The sequence below is a fragment of the Oribacterium sp. FC2011 genome, from assembly GCF_000701645.1.
GTDB lineage: Bacteria > Bacillota > Clostridia > Lachnospirales > Lachnospiraceae > Oribacterium.
In genome coordinates this window covers 39,774-57,808 of sequence record NZ_JNJM01000016.1, presented here as the reverse complement: position 1 = coordinate 57,808, position 18,035 = coordinate 39,774, and the positions used below count along the sequence as shown (strand labels likewise).

Annotated in this window: 14 protein-coding genes and 1 tRNA gene; 1 reads left to right on the top strand and 14 read right to left on the bottom strand. The window is 45.0% G+C overall.

Annotation, left to right across the window (positions count from 1 at the left end):
• Nucleotides 1-81 precede the first annotated feature (81 nt).
• From T357_RS0113330 to T357_RS0113265, 14 genes are all read right to left on the bottom strand, one after another.
• Complete coding sequence (locus T357_RS0113330; RefSeq protein WP_031553567.1) at nucleotides 82-597, bottom strand: Gx transporter family protein; 516 nt, start codon at nucleotides 595-597, stop codon at nucleotides 82-84.
• Between the two features lie 185 nt (nucleotides 598-782).
• On the bottom strand, nucleotides 783-980 hold the full coding sequence (locus T357_RS0113325) for a cold-shock protein (RefSeq protein ID WP_029200034.1): 198 nt from the start codon (nucleotides 978-980) through the stop codon (nucleotides 783-785).
• A 239-nt stretch (nucleotides 981-1,219) separates the two neighbouring features.
• Nucleotides 1,220-2,236, bottom strand: a complete 1,017-nt coding sequence (gene hslO / locus T357_RS0113320) for an Hsp33 family molecular chaperone HslO (protein ID WP_081828176.1) — start codon at nucleotides 2,234-2,236, stop codon at nucleotides 1,220-1,222.
• Complete coding sequence (locus tag T357_RS0113315; RefSeq protein WP_031553562.1) at nucleotides 2,236-2,790, bottom strand: SEC-C metal-binding domain-containing protein; 555 nt, start codon at nucleotides 2,788-2,790, stop codon at nucleotides 2,236-2,238. Before T357_RS0113315 ends, hslO begins: the two co-directional genes overlap by 1 nt.
• A gap of 90 nt (nucleotides 2,791-2,880) precedes the next feature.
• Nucleotides 2,881-3,726, bottom strand: coding sequence for a 5-dehydro-4-deoxy-D-glucuronate isomerase (kduI, locus tag T357_RS0113310; protein WP_031553559.1), 846 nt, complete (start codon nucleotides 3,724-3,726; stop codon nucleotides 2,881-2,883).
• A 283-nt stretch (nucleotides 3,727-4,009) separates the two neighbouring features.
• Nucleotides 4,010-5,320: an AI-2E family transporter gene (locus T357_RS0113305; protein ID WP_049962430.1), complete on the bottom strand. Its 1,311-nt coding sequence runs from the start codon at nucleotides 5,318-5,320 to the stop codon at nucleotides 4,010-4,012.
• Nucleotides 5,321-5,891: 571 nt separating this feature from the next.
• Nucleotides 5,892-6,626 carry a thiamine diphosphokinase gene (locus tag T357_RS0113300; protein WP_031553552.1) on the bottom strand — a complete coding sequence of 245 codons (735 nt, stop codon included), beginning with the start codon at nucleotides 6,624-6,626 and terminating at the stop codon, nucleotides 5,892-5,894.
• 82 nt (nucleotides 6,627-6,708) lie between these two features.
• Nucleotides 6,709-7,233: a nucleoside deaminase gene (locus T357_RS0113295; RefSeq protein WP_031553551.1), complete on the bottom strand. Its 525-nt coding sequence runs from the start codon at nucleotides 7,231-7,233 to the stop codon at nucleotides 6,709-6,711.
• An 11-nt stretch (nucleotides 7,234-7,244) separates the two neighbouring features.
• On the bottom strand, nucleotides 7,245-8,027 hold the full coding sequence (udp, locus tag T357_RS0113290) for a uridine phosphorylase (RefSeq protein WP_031553550.1): 783 nt from the start codon (nucleotides 8,025-8,027) through the stop codon (nucleotides 7,245-7,247).
• Nucleotides 8,028-8,089: 62 nt separating this feature from the next.
• Nucleotides 8,090-8,791, bottom strand: coding sequence for a purine-nucleoside phosphorylase (deoD, locus tag T357_RS0113285; protein WP_031553549.1), 702 nt, complete (start codon nucleotides 8,789-8,791; stop codon nucleotides 8,090-8,092).
• A 95-nt stretch (nucleotides 8,792-8,886) separates the two neighbouring features.
• On the bottom strand, nucleotides 8,887-9,309 hold the full coding sequence (locus T357_RS0113280; RefSeq protein ID WP_031553548.1) for a cytidine deaminase: 423 nt from the start codon (nucleotides 9,307-9,309) through the stop codon (nucleotides 8,887-8,889).
• Between the two features lie 80 nt (nucleotides 9,310-9,389).
• Nucleotides 9,390-11,807, bottom strand: coding sequence for an AAA family ATPase (locus T357_RS0113275; RefSeq protein ID WP_031553547.1), 2,418 nt, complete (start codon nucleotides 11,805-11,807; stop codon nucleotides 9,390-9,392).
• A gap of 14 nt (nucleotides 11,808-11,821) precedes the next feature.
• A complete protein-coding gene (locus tag T357_RS0113270; RefSeq protein ID WP_031553546.1) occupies nucleotides 11,822-12,565 on the bottom strand; it encodes a hypothetical protein in 744 nt (247 codons plus the stop codon).
• Nucleotides 12,566-12,884: 319 nt separating this feature from the next.
• Nucleotides 12,885-12,965: transfer RNA gene (locus tag T357_RS0113265), tRNA-Leu, on the bottom strand.
• Between the two features lie 207 nt (nucleotides 12,966-13,172).
• Between T357_RS0113265 and T357_RS20440 the strand changes: the two genes are divergently transcribed.
• Entirely contained in the window at nucleotides 13,173-17,972 is a 4,800-nt protein-coding gene (locus T357_RS20440; RefSeq protein ID WP_155991447.1) for an MBG domain-containing protein, read from the top strand.
• The last annotated feature ends 63 nt before the right edge of the window (nucleotides 17,973-18,035 follow it).

Sequence of the window (18,035 nt, the reverse complement as noted above, 5' to 3'; positions counted from 1 at the left end):
GCCGAGTAATTGTATCATGGTTTAAATCGAAAATCAATATAACGAATATATGTTTCGCTTTTATTTATGATTATTTTATATTTACATGTTCTGTGCCTGATGCAGATACATGTGTATGCGGTCTGCTATAAGTCCCGATACGAGGCCTATCAGTGCTCCGGCAACAACTCCCGCCACCATAAGTACGGGGAGATAAAAAAACAGTGCGTCGCTGTGAAGCAATAACACCGCAGCCAGCAGCTGACCCACATTATGCATTACACCACCGGTGATACTCACAACTGTTCTTTGAAACCCACCTATTTTTATAAGTACGGTCATAAACAGGAAACTAAGTGCAAAACCTGACAGAGAGTATGCAAGCGTCATGGTGTTGCCAAACATAAAGCTTACCAAAAGAATTCTTAGGATACTTATGATGAATGTCGGCACAGCACCTAATGTGTAAAGGCCTATGACTGTAACTATATTCGGAAGTCCCAGTTTGACTCCCGGTACACCTATATTGATTGGGATCATTGCTTCCACATAGCTAAGGATCATTGCCAGTGCCAGAAGCATCCCGTATAAACTTGTTTTTCTTGATGATATTTTCATAACGGTAATTATAAGCGAAGGGTATTTTAATCGCAAGTATAAGTACTGCGTATGGCAGTGCTTAAGTTATTGCAAAGTAAAAGCGGTATCCTTCCGGATACCGCTTTGCTTTTCTGTTTAGTCCTCTGATACTTTTCTTGCAAATAATATATTAATTACAATTAAGGTACGTGGAAATCTAAAAATTAAAGCTTAACTACGTTTACTGCCTGAGGTCCCTTTGCGCCATCCTGAACGTCGAACTCAACATTCTGTCCCTCTTCAAGTGACTTGAATCCATCACCTGTAAGACCTGAATAGTGAACGAAAACGTCCTTGCCTGACTCATCAGAAATGAAACCGTAACCCTTCTGATTGTTGAACCACTTAACTGTACCCTTCATTGTGTATACCTCCATAAAGTAATGCAGAATAATTACTGCAACGGAATAAATATTAGCATAAACCAAAATCAAGGTCAATCAAATGTATACAAACCAGTCATACATTTTTGAAGGGTGAAGCATAAATAAAAATAATATGGACAATGATGGGATGGAGTGGTCCGGGGGGACGGAGTCAGTGGTCCATGTGAAAATGGACCACTGACTCCGTCCCCCCGGACTACTCCGACCCAACAAGGTCACTTTGCTGAATCATAAAGTTCCTGAAGCTCGGCCACAGAAAAACTATAATGCTTCTCGCAGTAATCACAGAAAACATCCTGTGTTTTTTTGTCGGCGATCAGATCTTCAAGCTCCTTCTTTCCAAGGGAAATAAGAGCCTTTGATACTTTCTCTCTGCTGCAGTTACAATGAAAACGTACCGGTATATGATCATTGATCTCCAGATCCATATCACCGAGGATGAACTGAAGCATCTCTTCCGGCGTCATGCCTTCGTCAAGCATGGCGGTTACGGACTTGATAGTTGAAAGCTTTTCTTCAAGCTTCGAGATAACATCTTCCGTAGCATCCGGCATAAGCTGAAGGATGAAACCGCCGGACTGCTTTACAGTGTTGTTTGTGTTCATCAGAACACCGAGTCCGACTGAAGAAGGTATCTGCTCGGAAACGGCAAAATAATACGTAAGATCCTCTGCGATCTCTCCGGTCTGAAGATCCACGGAACCGATGTAGGGCTCCTTGAGACCTATATCCTTTATGACACTGAGCTTGCCTTTTCCGAGAGCCTCTCCCACGTTGAGATGTCCTGCTTTGTTTGGAGGAAGAAGGACATTGGCATTGGAAACAAATCCTTTCACGTTGCCGAGGTTGTCGGCAGTGGCTGTTAATCCTTTTATGGGACCGTCGCCCTTTATGGTAAGTGTGAGCACGCTTCTGTCACCCTTTAAGTCAACACCCATCATCAGCGCTGAGCTCATAAGTCTTCCGATGGCTGCTGTACATATAGGGAAGGTGTTGTGGGTTTTTCTGCATTCCTCAACCAGATCTCTGGTTGTGCATGCAAATGCTCTGATCAGTCCATTAGCCGCAGTTGCTCTTACCACATAATCATGACTGCCCTCGATTTTTAATCGAGGGAGCCTCGCGGCTTTGAGCGGTTCAAAAGAATCCGTAAGGATTCTATCATTATCAGTGCCGGCGGAAGCATTACCCTCCACACCGGCACTTATGTTTGTCCTGATCTTATCGGACATTACTGTTCAGCTCCTGCCATAGCCTTGAGCTCATTTTCCTGGTCTATGCGCATGTGGCACTTCTTGTACTTCTTGCCTGATCCGCAAGGGCACTGATCGTTAGGATAGATCTTCTTTCCTTCTCTGCGGATGGTTCCTGAAGCCTTCTGCTGACGGTAAAGCTCATGACGCTTCTCTTCTGTAAGGATGGAATCCCATGCAGGAAGTCCGTAAAGCCAGCTAGCCTTTGCCTCTACCATGTTGTAGTAAAGCTTCTCAGGATCGATCTCGATCTTAACCTGAGTGTTCTCGTCCATGGTTTCGATAGGATTGTGATATCCCTTTAAAGACTCGTCGATTCCGTCAAGTACTCCTGTGAAATGGAATACGTCGATGCCGAAGTGGTCAGCAAGCTCCTTGACAGTTCCTTCGTATACATGTGAAGGATCCTTGAGTACTTCCTCATAGAATCCCTTCTCAAGTGCGAAGTACTCCTGCCAGAGTCTCTCCTGGTCAGCCTTTGAAAGTCCGTTGCCGTAAGCCTGGGTTCTCCAGGTTTCAAGTAATGTTGCCATAAAAATCTCCTCACCCTGTCACAGGGTTTCCTTTTTGATAATGTTTCGGTCTGACATTATACGACAGACCACCACACTATTCTACTATATTTATCGCAAATCTGGTGTATAAATATTGTCCATATCATCAAATTCCTGATTTTCTCCACCCATAGCCCAGATAAATGTGTAGTTATGGGTTGCGGAAGCACAATGAATGGACCATGAAGGTGAGATAACAGCATCATAATTGTGCATTACTATATGTCTTGTTTCCTGAGGTTCACCCATGAAGTGGAATACAACCTGATCCTCGGGTACCTCAAAATAGGTATAGATCTCCATACGTCTCTCATGTGTATGAGCAGGCATGGTGTTCCATACTGAACCCGGCTTAAGCTCTGTCATACCCATGCTGAGCTGGGCAGTCTTAAGTACATCGGGATGGATGAACTGGTTAATGACACGCTGGTTTGCAAGCTCCGGCTCTCCGCAGGGTCTGTGGTTTGCTTCTGCCATGGTTATAAGCTTTGTTTCGTAGCTTACATGGGCAGGTGCCGATACCATGTAGAATTTTGCTGGCTTCTCTGCATCATCAGATGAGAAAAGAACTTCCTTTGCTCCCTTTGTGATGTAAAGGCAATCCTTGTAGCCAAGCTTATATTCTGTACCGTCAACCAGGATCTTTCCGGATCCGCTGCCGATATTGAAGATACCTATCTCACGTCTTTCAAGTATATAGTGTGTTCCAAAATTATGCCAGCAATCGATGCCTTTGTCCAGAGAAACTGTTTCATGTACAGGCATACATCCAAATGTAACCATACGGTCAACATGGGAGTAAACTGCAACTACTTCGTCCGGTTTGTAAAGGTCTGTGATCAGAAATTCGTTTCTGAGTTCTTCTGTTGTGTATCTTTTTACATCTCTCTGATTTGCACTGTATCTTATATCCATTGATAGCCTCCTGAAAAAAACAATGCTCTTTGGTTTATAAAAATGGGATCCGGAGCTCTGTCAGAAGAGGTCTTCCGAACCAATATTTATTATACATAAGAATGACGGAATTTCAACACTTAAAGCGCTTACAAGATAAATCTATAAACCGGTTCACAAAACACACAAAACTAAGCCATCCGGGAGGGCTCTCGCTGGCGGGAACTATCTCAGATGGCTGTTCTTATAATTTCTATTTGTCTGCTTTGATGTGAGCAGTTCGGAATCCGGTCCTGCTCTACTTCTACTTTTCTGCGTTTGTAATGTTATCTGCTATAGGTCTCCCCTGATCATCCAGATTCAGCTTTTTCTTATCCAGAAGGTGCTGGGTCAGGCGCTTTACTCCCTGAAGGATGATGGCCCAGATGGGAACTCCCACGATCATACCTACAAATCCAAAGAGACCGCCGAACAAAAGGATGGAGAACAGAACCCAGAAACTGCTGAGACCGGTTGATCCATGAAGTATGCTGGGGCCGATGATGTTACCGTCTAGCTGCTGAAGGATCAGGATAAAGATGGCAAAATACAGGGCCTTGATAGGGCTTTGTATCAATATAAGTATGATGGAAGGTATGGCTCCGATAAAAGGTCCGAAGAATGGGATTATATTGGTAACTCCCACTATAACGGAAACCAGCATGGTGTAAGGCATATCCATTATGCCCAGGACTACGAAGCAGATTATACCAATGATAAAGGAATCAATGATCTTTCCGACAATGAAGCCGCCGAACATCTTATCAATCTCTTTTAACTCAGATAACACTTTCTGTGCATACTTCTCCGGAAGTATAGCGAAAAGAATCTTGCGGGCGCTTATCTGCATGGAATCCTTGGAATTGATAAGATAGACCATGACGATGAGACCGATAAGGAAGTTTTTGACCCATGTTACAGCTGACCATATTCCTATTCCCAGGGAAGTCATAATATTTCTCAGGCTGGGGAGCAGGGAGTTCTGAATATAGTTCTGAATGGAAGCACTTGATTTTTGTACTTCTTCAGCAAGATAAGCACTTATACCGGTATCATTTGTAAAGCCAAGTATGGCATTATATATACGTTCTCCTACACCATGAGTATCCGACGAGACTTCAAATATCTCTGAGAGGTCATCAGCGTCGAGACCTCTCAAAGTAGTATACAGACTGCCCAAAGACTTGGAAAGTTCAGGAATGATCATTGAAACGAGTCCGAAGACTGCTATCAACACAAACAGCACTGAAAAAATCGTAGCAGAGATACGGCTGACTCTTGCGATGAATTTCTCTCTCTTATGAATATCATTTTCGGTGTTTTGTTTAGGGGATGGTTTGATGACTTTGTCCAGAAGCTTGCCGGTATATTTATAAATAAGCTTGTAGGCAGGGTTCACAAGATAAGCCATGACAGCACCGGTTATGATGGGTGATAATATACCTATAAGCTTGTTGAACCAGTCGGTTACGATTTTAAAGTTGTGTAAGGTCAGTATAACAAAGGCACTTCCAACTATGACCAGGAATGCCGTTATACCCCAACGTTTCTGTGTTTCCCACTTCTCTTTATTCACTGCTGTCCTCCGGGATGATTCTGTATAAGCATCAGGCGAAAGATTTCGGCCTGTCTAATATAAAACTACAATAGTGAAGAATCACATTCAGAGCAGATATAGGTTATGACTTAATCGGCTCTTTTTACTACTATAAATATGATACTTCACTTAAGAATTATAGCATAGTATAACTGAATTTTCTTTTTATTAACAGAATAGGGGGAGCTTTTTTCTTCCCGATGCTGACAAAAAAACCGGTGAACATCTCACCGGTTTAAAAATCATACGATTTTTTGGAGTAAGACCAAAACGCCGTACCACACGCTTGACTCCTAGCCTATTTGCTAGGTGGGAGACCCCACGAATACCACTATAGTCCTTTACCAAACGGAAGGCATTATATTATGTATTCAGATATCGGAATCCCGTATGTCGTATTTGTAGGTTCAATTTGTGCGGCCTCGCACGTTCCAGTTATTTACTTCTTAAGCGAATTATAACAGAACATATTTTTCTATTCAAGCAATGTGCAAAACTGTCATAGAAATTTTAGAAATAAAAAAATTTCTTTTTTTCGCGATAAGGCTGGTCATTTACAGCAACTGAATTTGTGCACCTTCATCTGATCATATATAAGAAGGAGGGTTCCGTCTTTAACACTTATCTCCGCCTCTGTCCCAACGAACTCATTGCTTATTCCGGTGGGCATGGTGTTTTGCAGTTCCACATCATTAACAATGTATTTAAGGCCTTTTTCTGTAACTCCCCGGCACCTGTCCGATATAGCCAGGGCGGAAAAATAGCCCTTCATTTCTGCCGGAAATTTCATGGATTCGTTATGTATGGCCGTTATGATCTGAAATTCATTGTAAACATATCCCCGGCAGCCCCGTGATGCCAGAAATCCAAGTATCTGAAGATTGGCGATGCTATGATCGATGCGTTTTCCTGTTCCTCCTATGATATGGAATTCTGTAAAGCCCTGGTCGAGACCAAGCCGTACACAGGCCATCATGTCGGGATCATTTTTCACAGGATCTATAACCTTTGTTTCAATGCCGTCAACCTTCAATTTCCTGAGATGATGGATGTAGTCGGCTTTTTCGGCATCCTCAAATATGTCGAGATCCTTTACGGGACCGGTGGTGCCTGCCACCCCATCGATATGCATTGAGTCGAAATCCCCCACAAGGAGATCCGGGTGTATGCCGGACTTTTTCAAATTGGTATAACCTGCATCAGCGGCTATGATGTAGTCCTCTTCTGTTAGCTCTATGGGGATTCCGAAATAGTCACCCGCACCGACAATTATGCATCGCTTCATATATTTTGCCTTTCGTTGATATGGCGGAAACCCATCACTTTTATGTTGTGGGTTTCCGCCATTGTTGTTTTTGGGATAATGCTTACTTCTCTCTGTTTCTCATATTCCGGAAAAAATCTGTCATCAAATGTGTACAGTCATCAAGAAGGAGTTCTTTTGTTACTTCACATTGGTGATTGAACCTTTCCTCATGCAGCATATCAAGTATTGAACCGCAGCAGCCGGACTTTTGACTCATTGCACCTATGACAACCCTCGGAATCCTGGCCTGGACGATAGCTCCCGCACACATGGGACAGGGCTCCAGGGTGACATACATGGTGCAGTCTTCCAGCCGCCAGTCATCAAATGCCTTGCATGCTTTCCTGATGGCTATGATTTCCGCATGCATAAGGGAACTGTGCATTTTATTACGCTTGTTGTAGCCCCTGCCAATGATGGTTCCCGGGAGGATGCCGTGAGCTTCAGCATTCTTATCTGCCTTGGTGTTTGGATCTGTACCGTCATAGACTATGATGCAGCCTATGGGGACATCACCGCTCATGGCAGCCTTTTGAGCTTCCCGGATGGCAAGCTTCATATACTTTTCTTCCTGGGTTAAATTCATAAATACAATCCTTATTTACCCTTCGCCTGATCCTGTTTTATGAGGATACGGATGGCTTCAATGGCAGTTCGAATGGCTTTGTCCGTGTCATGTTCGATTACATTTGTGAGTCCGGCCTTCTCACGTTCCTGGTTTGACATTACGAAAAGAACCGCGCCCACTCTTACCCTGAGATAGGCACCTACGGTAAAGATGGCAGCGGATTCCATTTCGGAAGCCTTGCAGCCAAGCTTAAGCCAGGAATACCATTTGTTCAGGAGCTCGTAATTAACGGGAAGATCCTCCGGTTTGTGCTGACCATAGAAGGCATCCTTGCATTCCACAACCCCCACATGATGTTTGAAGCCCAGATTCTCTGCGGCAGTTTTAAGAGCAGAGGTCACTTCAAAATCCGGGACAGCGGGCCACTCGATGGGGGCATATTCTTTGGAAGTTCCCTCCATACGTATCGCGCCGCTGGCAATGACTACATCTCCGGACTCAACATTGAGATCCATGCCACCTGCGGTTCCTACGCGTAAAAAGGTATCAGCACCGCACATGCACAACTCTTCAAGGGCAATTGATGCGGAAGGACCGCCGATGCCCGTTGAGGTAACGGACACAGGAACCCCGTCGAGAGTTCCCGTGTAGGTAACATATTCACGATTATCCGCTACGAATTCCGGGTTATCAAAATACTTTGCAATCTTCTCGCATCGCTTAGGGTCACCGGGAAGAAGGACATATCTGCCCACCTGCCCCGGAGCAACGCCAATATGATACATGGTTTTGTCTTCTGAATAATTAATCATAATAATCCCCATTCCGCCGTTTTGAGTTGGCGGCACAAATAGTAATGAATGATTTTTTCACACTATGCAAGCTCCAATGCAATAAGCATCATGTTGTTAAAGGACTTTTCACGTTCATCTGCGGTAAGCTCACCGGACTTGAAAAGATGATCGGAAATGGTAAGTATGGTAAGAGCGTTCTTGTGTGCTGCGGCAGCATTCATGTAAAGACCGGCAGACTCCATCTCAACGGCAAGGCAGCCCATGTCTCTCCACCTTTCGTTTTTACCCTTTCTCTTGTCGTAGAATACATCTGAGGTTAAGACATTTCCAACGTGCACATCCACCTTCAGGTTTGCAGCGGCATCAACTGCCTTTGCGAGAAGACCGTAGGATGCGATAGGTGCAAAGGTTCCCGGAAGCTCAAACTGTGATACGTAGTTGGAATCCGTGCAGGCACCCATGGCGATGATGACATCATTGAGATTGAGGTCGTCCTGTAAGCCTCCGGCAGAGCCGATACGGATAATGTTGTCTACGTCGTACATGTTGTAAAGCTCATAGCTGTAGATGCCGATGGAAGGCACGCCCATTCCGCCGCCCATTACGGAAACCCTCTTACCCTTGTAGGTTCCGGTGAAGCCCAGCATATTTCTTACTGTATTGAAGCATACGGGATTCTCAAGATAGGTTTCTGCGATGTACTTTGCGCGAAGGGGATCTCCCGGCATAAGGACAGTTTTTGCAATGTCTCCAAGATTTGCTTTGTTGTGCGGTGTTGGCATTTTTCATTTCCTCCTAGAATTGATGTGTCAGTCAGGGGCCCTGACTGGCCTTGGTTTTATCCACCGTTCCCGGTGGATTTCTTTTATAGTTATTTTTACTGAAGCAGGTTTTCCGGTCCGAAGCTCTCAGGGAGCAGCTGGGCCAATGTATAAATTTTGTAGTCTTCCGTGCTCCTGGCAAGTATGATCTCGAAGGTGTCAGGATCGCAGAATTCTCTCATGACCTGCCGGCAGATGCCGCAGGGCGAGGCATACTGTAAAGGTTCACCCTCAAGTCCTCCTGTGATCACGATACGTTTGAAATCCTTTACTCCTTCACTTACAGCTTTAAAAAATGCTGTCCTTTCGGCACAGTTTGCTGCCCCGTAGCTGGAATTCTCCACGTTGCAGCCTCCGAAGATCCGGCCGTCGGAACTGAGTAGTGCGGCCCCCACCCTGAAGTGAGAGTATGGGGCATAGGAAAAGTTTCGCATGTCCAGTGCCTTCTCTATAAGTGTTTTTAAGTCAATATCTGTCATATTTTTGCCTTTCCCGGATGTCCGGAATGTAAACTCGGTCCGGAATTTTCAAGGTCGAAAGCATTGATCCCGAAGTGCCTTTAATCATCAGTCTCAAGCCTGAAACCCAGAGGATATTTGCGGGGCTCCTTCTTGTTAAGTATCTCGGCACTTTCCGAAGCCGCCAGGCGGAAGTCCTGTCTGGTTATGAGGCGTCCGTCATTCTGGTCGATCTCAGCCCGGAGAAGGGTTTTTGACCAGGTCATGTCGAAAAGATTTCTTACATAACGGGCGTTGGTAAACTTGCCGGACTTTGTAACCTTTTCCGGAAGCTTGTCAAAATACTTAAGGATCTCTTCGCGGAGTCCTTCCTCAAGACTGAACTTATTTCTGCGAACCATCCTGAGGAATATATCGCCGAGTTCCTTTCTGCTGAAGTCTTTGAACTCGATTTCACTGTACATTACCTTATCAATGTCAGGAACATCCTTACGTACTTTTTCAAGCTCTTCGAATGTGAGTGCAAGGATTACAACCAGATTCCTGTTGGCTTCCATTTCCGAGATAAGAGTTTCCAGCGCTTCCTTATGGAAGTTATATTCAGGTTTGTCGTTATCTTCATCAGTATCGTCAAAATCTTCGCTTTCCTCATCCAAATCGCCAACCATCTCCTTGATTTCCGGATATGGCTCATCTATGAAGAGGATGGAGTCCAGAGCATCTCTGCATATGCTGAGAGTTTTTGGAACGGTTTCTCCCGGGACTGTTCCCATGAGATCCTTCATGCTGTGCTCTATGATCTCGCCCTTTTTGAGAATGCCTTTCTCACGAAGGATATCGCCGAGAAGTCTCGCCACAACAGTTCTGCCTGTTCCGGGATTACCTACAAACCTTATATTGAGAGGCTGTTTCGTTTCCGACATTTCCTTAATGAGGATATTTAATTGTTCACGGACCTCCTCGGTGCCGATCATATCCACAAGCTCCTGCTCCGGAGTTGAGGTATCGTGGTGCTTTACTATAAGGTCGCCAATGTCTTTACCGGTAATTTCCGTAAGGCTCTTTTCTTCTGTAGGCTTTTTATTTTCTGAAGCTTTGGATGACTTTTTCTTTTCATTCTTTGCATCCGGTTTATCCTTTTCTTCTTCCGTGATGCTCTGCTCCAGCTTCTTAAGAACCATTTCCTTAACTATCTTTCCTATGGTATTCATTCCATAGAAACGTCCATCGGACTTCTCTTCCGCTATACGTTTTCTGAATATGGTCAGAGCTTCCGGGGAAATGCTGTAGCCGTAATCCTCAAGCTGGGAAACCGCTGTTTCCTCAAGAAGCTTTTGGTTTAGTGGCGGAAGTGTTACCACCTCAACTGTAAAGATATCCCCTATTACATCCGCTACCTGATTAAGGATCTTCTTCTCAACGTAGGGTATCCTGAAAACATATCTGTACATATCCTTTTGTCCGTACAGGAACAGAAGGAAATCTCTGAACTCAGGATCGTCTATCTGTCCAACCCAGGCGCTGATATCTATGCAGTACATACTGGCCTCGGTCTGGACTATGAACTGCTTTGCCATGGTGGTGGGAAGACCTATGGATCTTCCGCAGGCAAGCTGTATCTCACAGCCGCCGTACTCTGACGGAAGCAGATTCTCATCACGCATGAAATCGAAAAACATTGAGACTCTGGCGTTAATGCCTATATCCTGCTCTGCCGAGAAAAGATAGGCTCTGTCCTCCAGGACATCAATGAACTCCTCTGTCTGAAGAGCCGGAGCGATGCGGTTCAGGCGTTCGCAAAGTGAAATGAGACTGTCACTGCCTTTAAGATTCTTTATTCTCTGAAAAGCCGGGGCGATGTCGCCGTCTTCCTTCTTGTTTCCGAAGGAGATGGGATCCTGTCCGAGCTTTTTCTCGGGTTTTTTGGATTTTACATTATCCTGATCCTTGCCTTTTTTGGAAGGCTTACCCAGGGTGCCGGCGCCCTCTTCCCCTACTGTTACTATTTCTGTATCATCAGAGTCTTCGGAATCCTCCTTCGTGGATGTATCAGGAGCTGTCCTCATGCGTTTGCGGCTTGATGCCCCCTTTGCCTGTTCATGGCCGCTTTCTTTGCTGCCGCCTTCTTCGAAACCGGTAAGCTTCTCGGTATGGGATTCTTTGCCGGAAGATTTTCTCTTATGAGCGCCTCCGGATTCAGGTTCATTCTGCTCTGATTCATCATCTTCTTCGTCCTCATCACTGAGGGCGCTGATTCTGTAGTTGATTATGGCTTCCTGAACATCGTAATCCATCTCGAATCTGTTCTGGAGAATCTGTCTAAGGTAGTAAACCGCTTTCTCCTCGTCAAGAACATTTTCATCATAGATAAAGGTGGTTTTTGTGACTCCAAGGTACTGTACTTCCAGAGGAAGTTGTTCTGTCATGTCCTTGGCAATGATGTGTGAAGGAACACTCATGTCTTTTTCCGAAACAGCGGCAAGCCACTGCTCGTCAATAAAAACTGTTAATGCTCTCATATAGTTCTCCATTCTTAGCCTATTTTTGAAAGCTGTCCTGCAATACTGCCATCGTAATTGTAATAAACGATAGTATTGTAATCAGAGAATAATAAATATGATTCCTGATCCTTTTTGTTTGATTTAAACATTATGATGCCGGGATGAGGAATATTCTTGCCGACGTAGGTGTAGGTGATTGTATCAAGGCCATCATCGTCCAGCAGAAGTACATTGAGCACGGTTTCGGAGGTTTCTGTAATCTCCATGGTATAATATTTTGTCTTTGTGTTTTGGAACGTTATGGGACCGGAATATATTCCGGTGAAGCTGTTTCCGTGCAGCTGGGCAGCTCTCACTTTTGCCAGGTTTACAGCATTTTGATCACTGCTCATACGAACCATGACATGACCGTTAACTGTCCACCGACCAAGGGGATCCACTGTTAATCCATCCGGGGTGACGGTGTTGACAAGATAAGAATCGGAATTCAGGAAATAGTATCTTTCTGCCAGCCCGTTTCCTGTGGTGTCAGCCCACAGCCAGGCACCCTTTGCGTCTTCTATCTGCTGTAATGTCATTGTTGAAGCATCTATACCCCGGGCGTTTGGATTCATGGCGTAAGTGGGTTCGCTCATTCCGGTATTTGCGATGGTTCCCTCTCCTATGATGGTGTAGGCGAGGGATTCCATTGGAAATGCGAGGAGCATGAAAAACGCCATTGAAAGCGCCTGAAGTTTAACTGCACGTTTAGATATTGTTGTCTTTGTATTTTTCATAATTTCAACCTGCTATTCTATAAAAACACGAACAAAATCTTATATATAATAATAGCATAGTTGTACCGAAAGTTTGACGTATTTTTTCTGCATATCCGGAATCAAAAGAAAAAATCTTTCATTGCTTTTGCAACAAAAACCCGGAGTCATATAGGAATCCGGGTAAATCATGAGTAGACATCTCTGCGATGTCCGATGTTAAGTACAAGAATAACAACCTGGTCATCTTTCCGAAATGGCGAAAAAACAGGACAAAATAAAAACGGCAGAAACCACGTAATTCCAATGAGAATACGGGTTTCTGCCGTTTTTTAAATTCTGAGGTCGATGGGACTTGAACCCACACGTCAGGGACACAGGAACCTAAATCCTGCGCGTCTGCCAATTCCGCCACAACCTCACGTTGGTGTATGATGCAATCACCGTTCTATCTTAGCAAATGAGGGGCGGATAATCCAGTGGTTTTTGACACTTTGAAATGGTACGGAAAATGCAAGGCGTAAAATAATATATAAAATTAATTGTTGTCGATATATATGATGTAGATATGGATTAGTGCGATTATCCGCCTCTCGGGGCGGGGAATATAGAGATTGTGGTGATTTGTATGAAACAGATTATTAGATTATTAGTGACGATAATAATAGGGGTATTGTTTTTGTCGGGACAGGCTTTGGCTGATACGGCTTATACTAGAGATGCTAAATTGATAACTGAGACAACACATCCGGGAATCAGTCCCGGGAGTTATCCCGGGGTTTATTCGGTTGTAGCTGTAAAAGGTGATAAGGAGGCAACTGCCACTTTGGGTATCTCCAGCCTCTCTAAAGATAATCTGAATGCTCCTACCCGGGAATCTCCCGCTATCATCATGGGTGCCGCTGTTCCTTATGAGAAAAAGACGGGACCGACGACGTTCACACCTATTTCGGGAGGCAGTCTTTATGCGCCTTACAGTTATTTCCGTTATGAGATCATATCAGAGCAGGGACAGGATGGTACTACCCACACTAAGCTTTCGGGCTTTGACGGCAGTTATGTCATCATCCGTGTGGATGTAAGTGATCTTATCACTGATGCGCCGGCAAACAGCTTTCTTCATGTTAAACAGGAGGGTAATGCTGCCCTTATGGTCACCTTAGGGCAGGGTGGTTCTAACGGAGCGAAAACTTTTTCTGATGCAGCCGGTAACAAGAGTGGTGTGTACTCTCTTGCAAATAATGCGGCTTCTCTTAAAGATACTTCCGGAGACCAGATGGATAAGCCTTATTTGGATATCATCCTTATGTCTTCCGGAACTCTTGTGGCAGGTGCGGATACCGGAACTACGGATCCCACTCAGATAACGGCTGACTTTAAGCTTAAGTTCTACGTGGATCAGACTGAGGACTATGATCCTGATCTTGGTGATACTTATGTTCCGGGATCGGGAGGCACAACTACACCAACTCTTGAACAAAAATGGATTAATAGGTATTACAACGAAGAAAAGATGCCAGCGGGCACAACAGTTACAAGCTATACCGTAAAGGGTTCTGATCTGGAGCTTGAGGTTGTGAATGAGGATGGTCCCAGAGCAAGCGCTCCTGAATTCTGGTCACTCAGAAAAGCGCTGGCTTGGACAGACTATAATGATTCACCCATAAAGATGATCTGTGAAGTTCCGGTGCTGGAAGGCCTTCTGGTTGATGGTACTGGTTACAGTGGCAGTCGAAAGGTAATCTTTGATGTAAACAGCTTCGACATCCAGATTGCAAATCATCAGTCAACCGATGCCGCAGCCCTGACGGTTAGAAATGCTACCCTGACAATAAAGGATGGCTTCAACACTACAGGTGCTGAGCTTGCGGTGGGTAACAATGCAAGGATGTCTATAGAATCCGGCGGAACGCTCATAATAGACGAAACTTGTCAGTTGGAAGTGGAATATGATGCGGCCTCCACCACTCCGCCTGCTGAGGGAGAAACCACCCCGGCCCAACCGGATTTGAACAACGGAATCATCAACATAGAATCCGGCGGAAAAATCATAAATAACGGTGTGCTGACTATAGAAGGAACTGAGGGAAAGCCCATAGATCCGGCTACCCCAACCATACGTGACAAAAAAGATGCGGTGCTTAATATAAAGGCAGGGGGAACTCTGGAGAATAATGGTTGTCTCCTCTCCTATGGTGAGCTTTACTGCATGGGAACCATAATTAACAATGGTAAGTATACCGACCTTATTGAATCGAAGGATCCTGATAAAGGTAATTTCACTTATCACAAGGGCATACAGATTTCATGGAAGGATGATGTTACCCAGGACAGCGTTTATATGGGACACCTCTACGTGGGAAGGGCGGCTGACGGTACCACAAGTGCTTCTGCACGTCTCGAGAACACCGGTGACATAGTTATGGTACCGGGAATCTTTGAGTGCTACGGAACTTTGGTCAATTCCTCTGCCGGAAATATTTATCTCTGTCCTGTAGAAGAGGCTATCATCCCCATAAAGGCAACAGTTGATCAGCCTCTTATAAGGGAAAAGAGGGTCAAGCTGGGAACTCCAATGAAGAGCTACTTCTCTCTTAATGCCGGAGGAAACCTTCAAAATGCAGGAACCCTGCGGGCGGCTGAAGTGGCGATAGTGAACAATGGCCGAACCGGAACATTGACACCTATGGAAAGTACTAACAGACTTTTCAAGGAGCTTTATCTGAGTGTTTTGGGTACTGCCGAAAACAGCGGAAATATTTTACTCGACAGTATCAATGTTTTCGGTCAGATGAGTAACACGGGAACATTGGGCACAAAGGTAGTGATCTCTTCCAATACTACTCAGGAGGGTGTGCTGGTTGATAGCGCTGCCACGAAAATCACTGATGTTTTCAATGCTGCTTTGACCGTTGATGGCAATACCAATACCTGGAGGCATGCGCAGTGTAAAGAGCTTAATATCACTCCCGCAACTCAGACCTGCGCGGGAGGAACCACACCTGCCTGGACGGCTACTCCGAAGACAGACACTCAGGGGCAAAACATTCGGTATTGGGTGGAAGTTTATTCTGGAAATACTACTGAACCTGTGACTACGAGGACTCTCACGGCCAATACAGCAAACAACATTACAGGACCGGCACTGCCATATACCAACGGAAATGTTTTATACAGATTCTATACACTTGACGGTATCAACAGTGTTAATGCCAATGCATCGGTAACTGTAAGCTCCGATCACACTACCCCACCGGCAGCCTATGGGGATCTCATTTACAACGGACAGAATCAGGCCCTGGTTACAACCGGCGGTAATGCTTCCGGCGAGCTTGAATACAGACTTGGTGAAAACGGCAGCTGGAGTTCTGAGGTTCCTACCGCAAAGAATGCAGGTACCTATACAGTTTACTATCGTATTAAGGGGAAAACCGAAGTGGGTGGTTCTGCAGAAGTAGTTATCGGATCACGTCCCGTAACGGTTTCAGCAGTGGATGTATCAAGCCCGGTTAATGCTACTCTTACAGAAGTAACCTATACAGTCAGCGGAATAGTTGAGGGAGAAAGTCTGACAGGCGTTAGTGTTTCAACAAACGCGGATAAGACTACAAAGGGAAGATATAGTATAACCGTCGCAGTAACCGGAAATAATCCTAATTATACCGTTACAACTAATGATGGTATCTATACCGTAACAGAGACTCTTGTTGTAACCTCAAAGGATAAATACGGAGTGTTCAGTGATGAGCTGACATACAAGGGCTTCAACATTGAAATAACTGCTCCTTCAGATGCATCAGTATATTACAACACGACTACTGAACTTACGGATGAAAATTACAGTAATCCAAATGTTGGTTATACATCTGCCACTCTGCCGGATCTCCCTGCCGGTGCCGGCACCCACATAGTCTATTACTACATCAAATCAGGAGATGATGTGGTGAAAGGCAGCAAACGTGTAATCATTGAAAAGGCACAGCAAAAGGCACCTGAGAATCTCATCACCCGGGCTGAGTCCTATAAGGATTCAGGAGACGGTATCATCAGCGGCCTGGTGCCGAGGGAAATGGAATACCGTAAGGCTGACAATAATGGAACTTACACAACTGCTTACACAGAAAAAGTATACGTAACACCGGGAATATATCTGGTACGAAGGATTGCCGATAATAACCATTACCATAGTCCGGACTGTGCTGTGACTGTTGGTGCGGGCGCCTCCATTACCGTTGACTTTGACAGTGACGGTGGTTCTGCTGTTGATAGCGTAACCGGTCTCGCAGTCGGAGACACGGTTCCGAAGCCCCTGGATCCGGTATGGAATAAACACAGATTCCTTGGTTGGTATCATGGAGATGACCTATTTGATTTTGATCAGCCTGTGACCATGGCAATAGGGCTTACAGCACATTGGGAAATATATCCGCCGCATGCTCACGACATGACTTACGTGGAGGAAAAGGATCCGACCTGTACAGAAAATGGAAATTATGAGTACTATATATGCTCGATATGCGGACTCTATTTTGAGGATGGTACGGAACTTGTAGAAATCAAAGATCCGCAGACCATTACCCAAAAAGCACTTGGGCACAAATGGGATAAGGGCGAAGTTACCACAGCACCGACAGAAACCGGAGAAGGCGTCAGAACCTACACCTGTCAGCGTGATAGCAGTCATACAAAGACTGAAGTTATTCCTGCTACAGGAAAACACAGTATGAAGAAAGTTGAGGCCAGGGACGCCACCTGCACCGAAGACGGAAACATTGAGTACTATGAATGCTCAGGCTGCGGACGAAAGTTCCGGGACGCCGAAGGACACTCGGGAATAACCGACGACAGTTCTGTAGTGATCGAGGCCTACGGACATGAATGGGATAAAGGCACCGTGACAAATCATCCCACAAGGTACAGAGACGGCATCAGGACTTATACATGCCTTCGTAACAGAAATCATACAAGAACTGAGATCATACCTGCATACGGAGATGACGATAATGATCATGGAGATGACTACGAATCAACTTCGGGCACTACCATTATTGATAAGACTACTTCTACCGGAAATACCGGCGCCTGGAACAAAGACATTAACGGCTGGCATTACATGGAAAACGGTAAAGAAGTCAGGGATTCATGGAGGATGATCTACTATAACGGAACTCCCGGATGGTACTTCTTTGACGGAACCGGAGCCATGAAAACCGGATGGTTCGACTGGAACGAAAGCAGATACTACCTGAATCCCAAGGGCGAAGACGGCCGAATGCTTACAGGCTGGCACATGATTGACGGAAAGTGGTATTACTTCGAAACAGTACCGGGCATGAATCAGGGACATCTGTATATGGGCGTAATGACACCTGACGGATTTTATGTAAATACCGATGGAACCTGGGACGGAAAACCGGCAGTCAAATGAGGAGCTGAAAATACCCGGATATGTTTGTTAGAGAAATGTTGCGTTTATAGATGAGATTTAATG

Bases quoted from the DNA above. Each gene is read 5' to 3' on its own strand.
- T357_RS0113330 (WP_031553567.1), bottom strand. From the start codon at position 597: ATGAAAATATCATCAAGAAAAACAAGTTTATACGGGATGCTTCTGGCA.
- T357_RS0113325 (WP_029200034.1), bottom strand. From the start codon at position 980: ATGAAGGGTACAGTTAAGTGGTTCAACAATCAGAAGGGTTACGGTTTC.
- hslO (WP_081828176.1), bottom strand. From the start codon at position 2,236: ATGTCCGATAAGATCAGGACAAACATAAGTGCCGGTGTGGAGGGTAAT.
- T357_RS0113315 (WP_031553562.1), bottom strand. From the start codon at position 2,790: ATGGCAACATTACTTGAAACCTGGAGAACCCAGGCTTACGGCAACGGA.
- kduI (WP_031553559.1), bottom strand. From the start codon at position 3,726: ATGGATATAAGATACAGTGCAAATCAGAGAGATGTAAAAAGATACACA.
- T357_RS0113300 (WP_031553552.1), bottom strand. From the start codon at position 6,626: ATGAAGCGATGCATAATTGTCGGTGCGGGTGACTATTTCGGAATCCCC.
- T357_RS0113295 (WP_031553551.1), bottom strand. From the start codon at position 7,233: ATGAATTTAACCCAGGAAGAAAAGTATATGAAGCTTGCCATCCGGGAA.
- udp (WP_031553550.1), bottom strand. From the start codon at position 8,027: ATGATTAATTATTCAGAAGACAAAACCATGTATCATATTGGCGTTGCT.
- deoD (WP_031553549.1), bottom strand. From the start codon at position 8,791: ATGCCAACACCGCACAACAAAGCAAATCTTGGAGACATTGCAAAAACT.
- T357_RS0113280 (WP_031553548.1), bottom strand. From the start codon at position 9,309: ATGACAGATATTGACTTAAAAACACTTATAGAGAAGGCACTGGACATG.
- T357_RS0113275 (WP_031553547.1), bottom strand. From the start codon at position 11,807: ATGAGAGCATTAACAGTTTTTATTGACGAGCAGTGGCTTGCCGCTGTT.
- T357_RS0113270 (WP_031553546.1), bottom strand. From the start codon at position 12,565: ATGAAAAATACAAAGACAACAATATCTAAACGTGCAGTTAAACTTCAG.
- T357_RS20440 (WP_155991447.1), top strand. From the start codon at position 13,173: ATGAAACAGATTATTAGATTATTAGTGACGATAATAATAGGGGTATTG.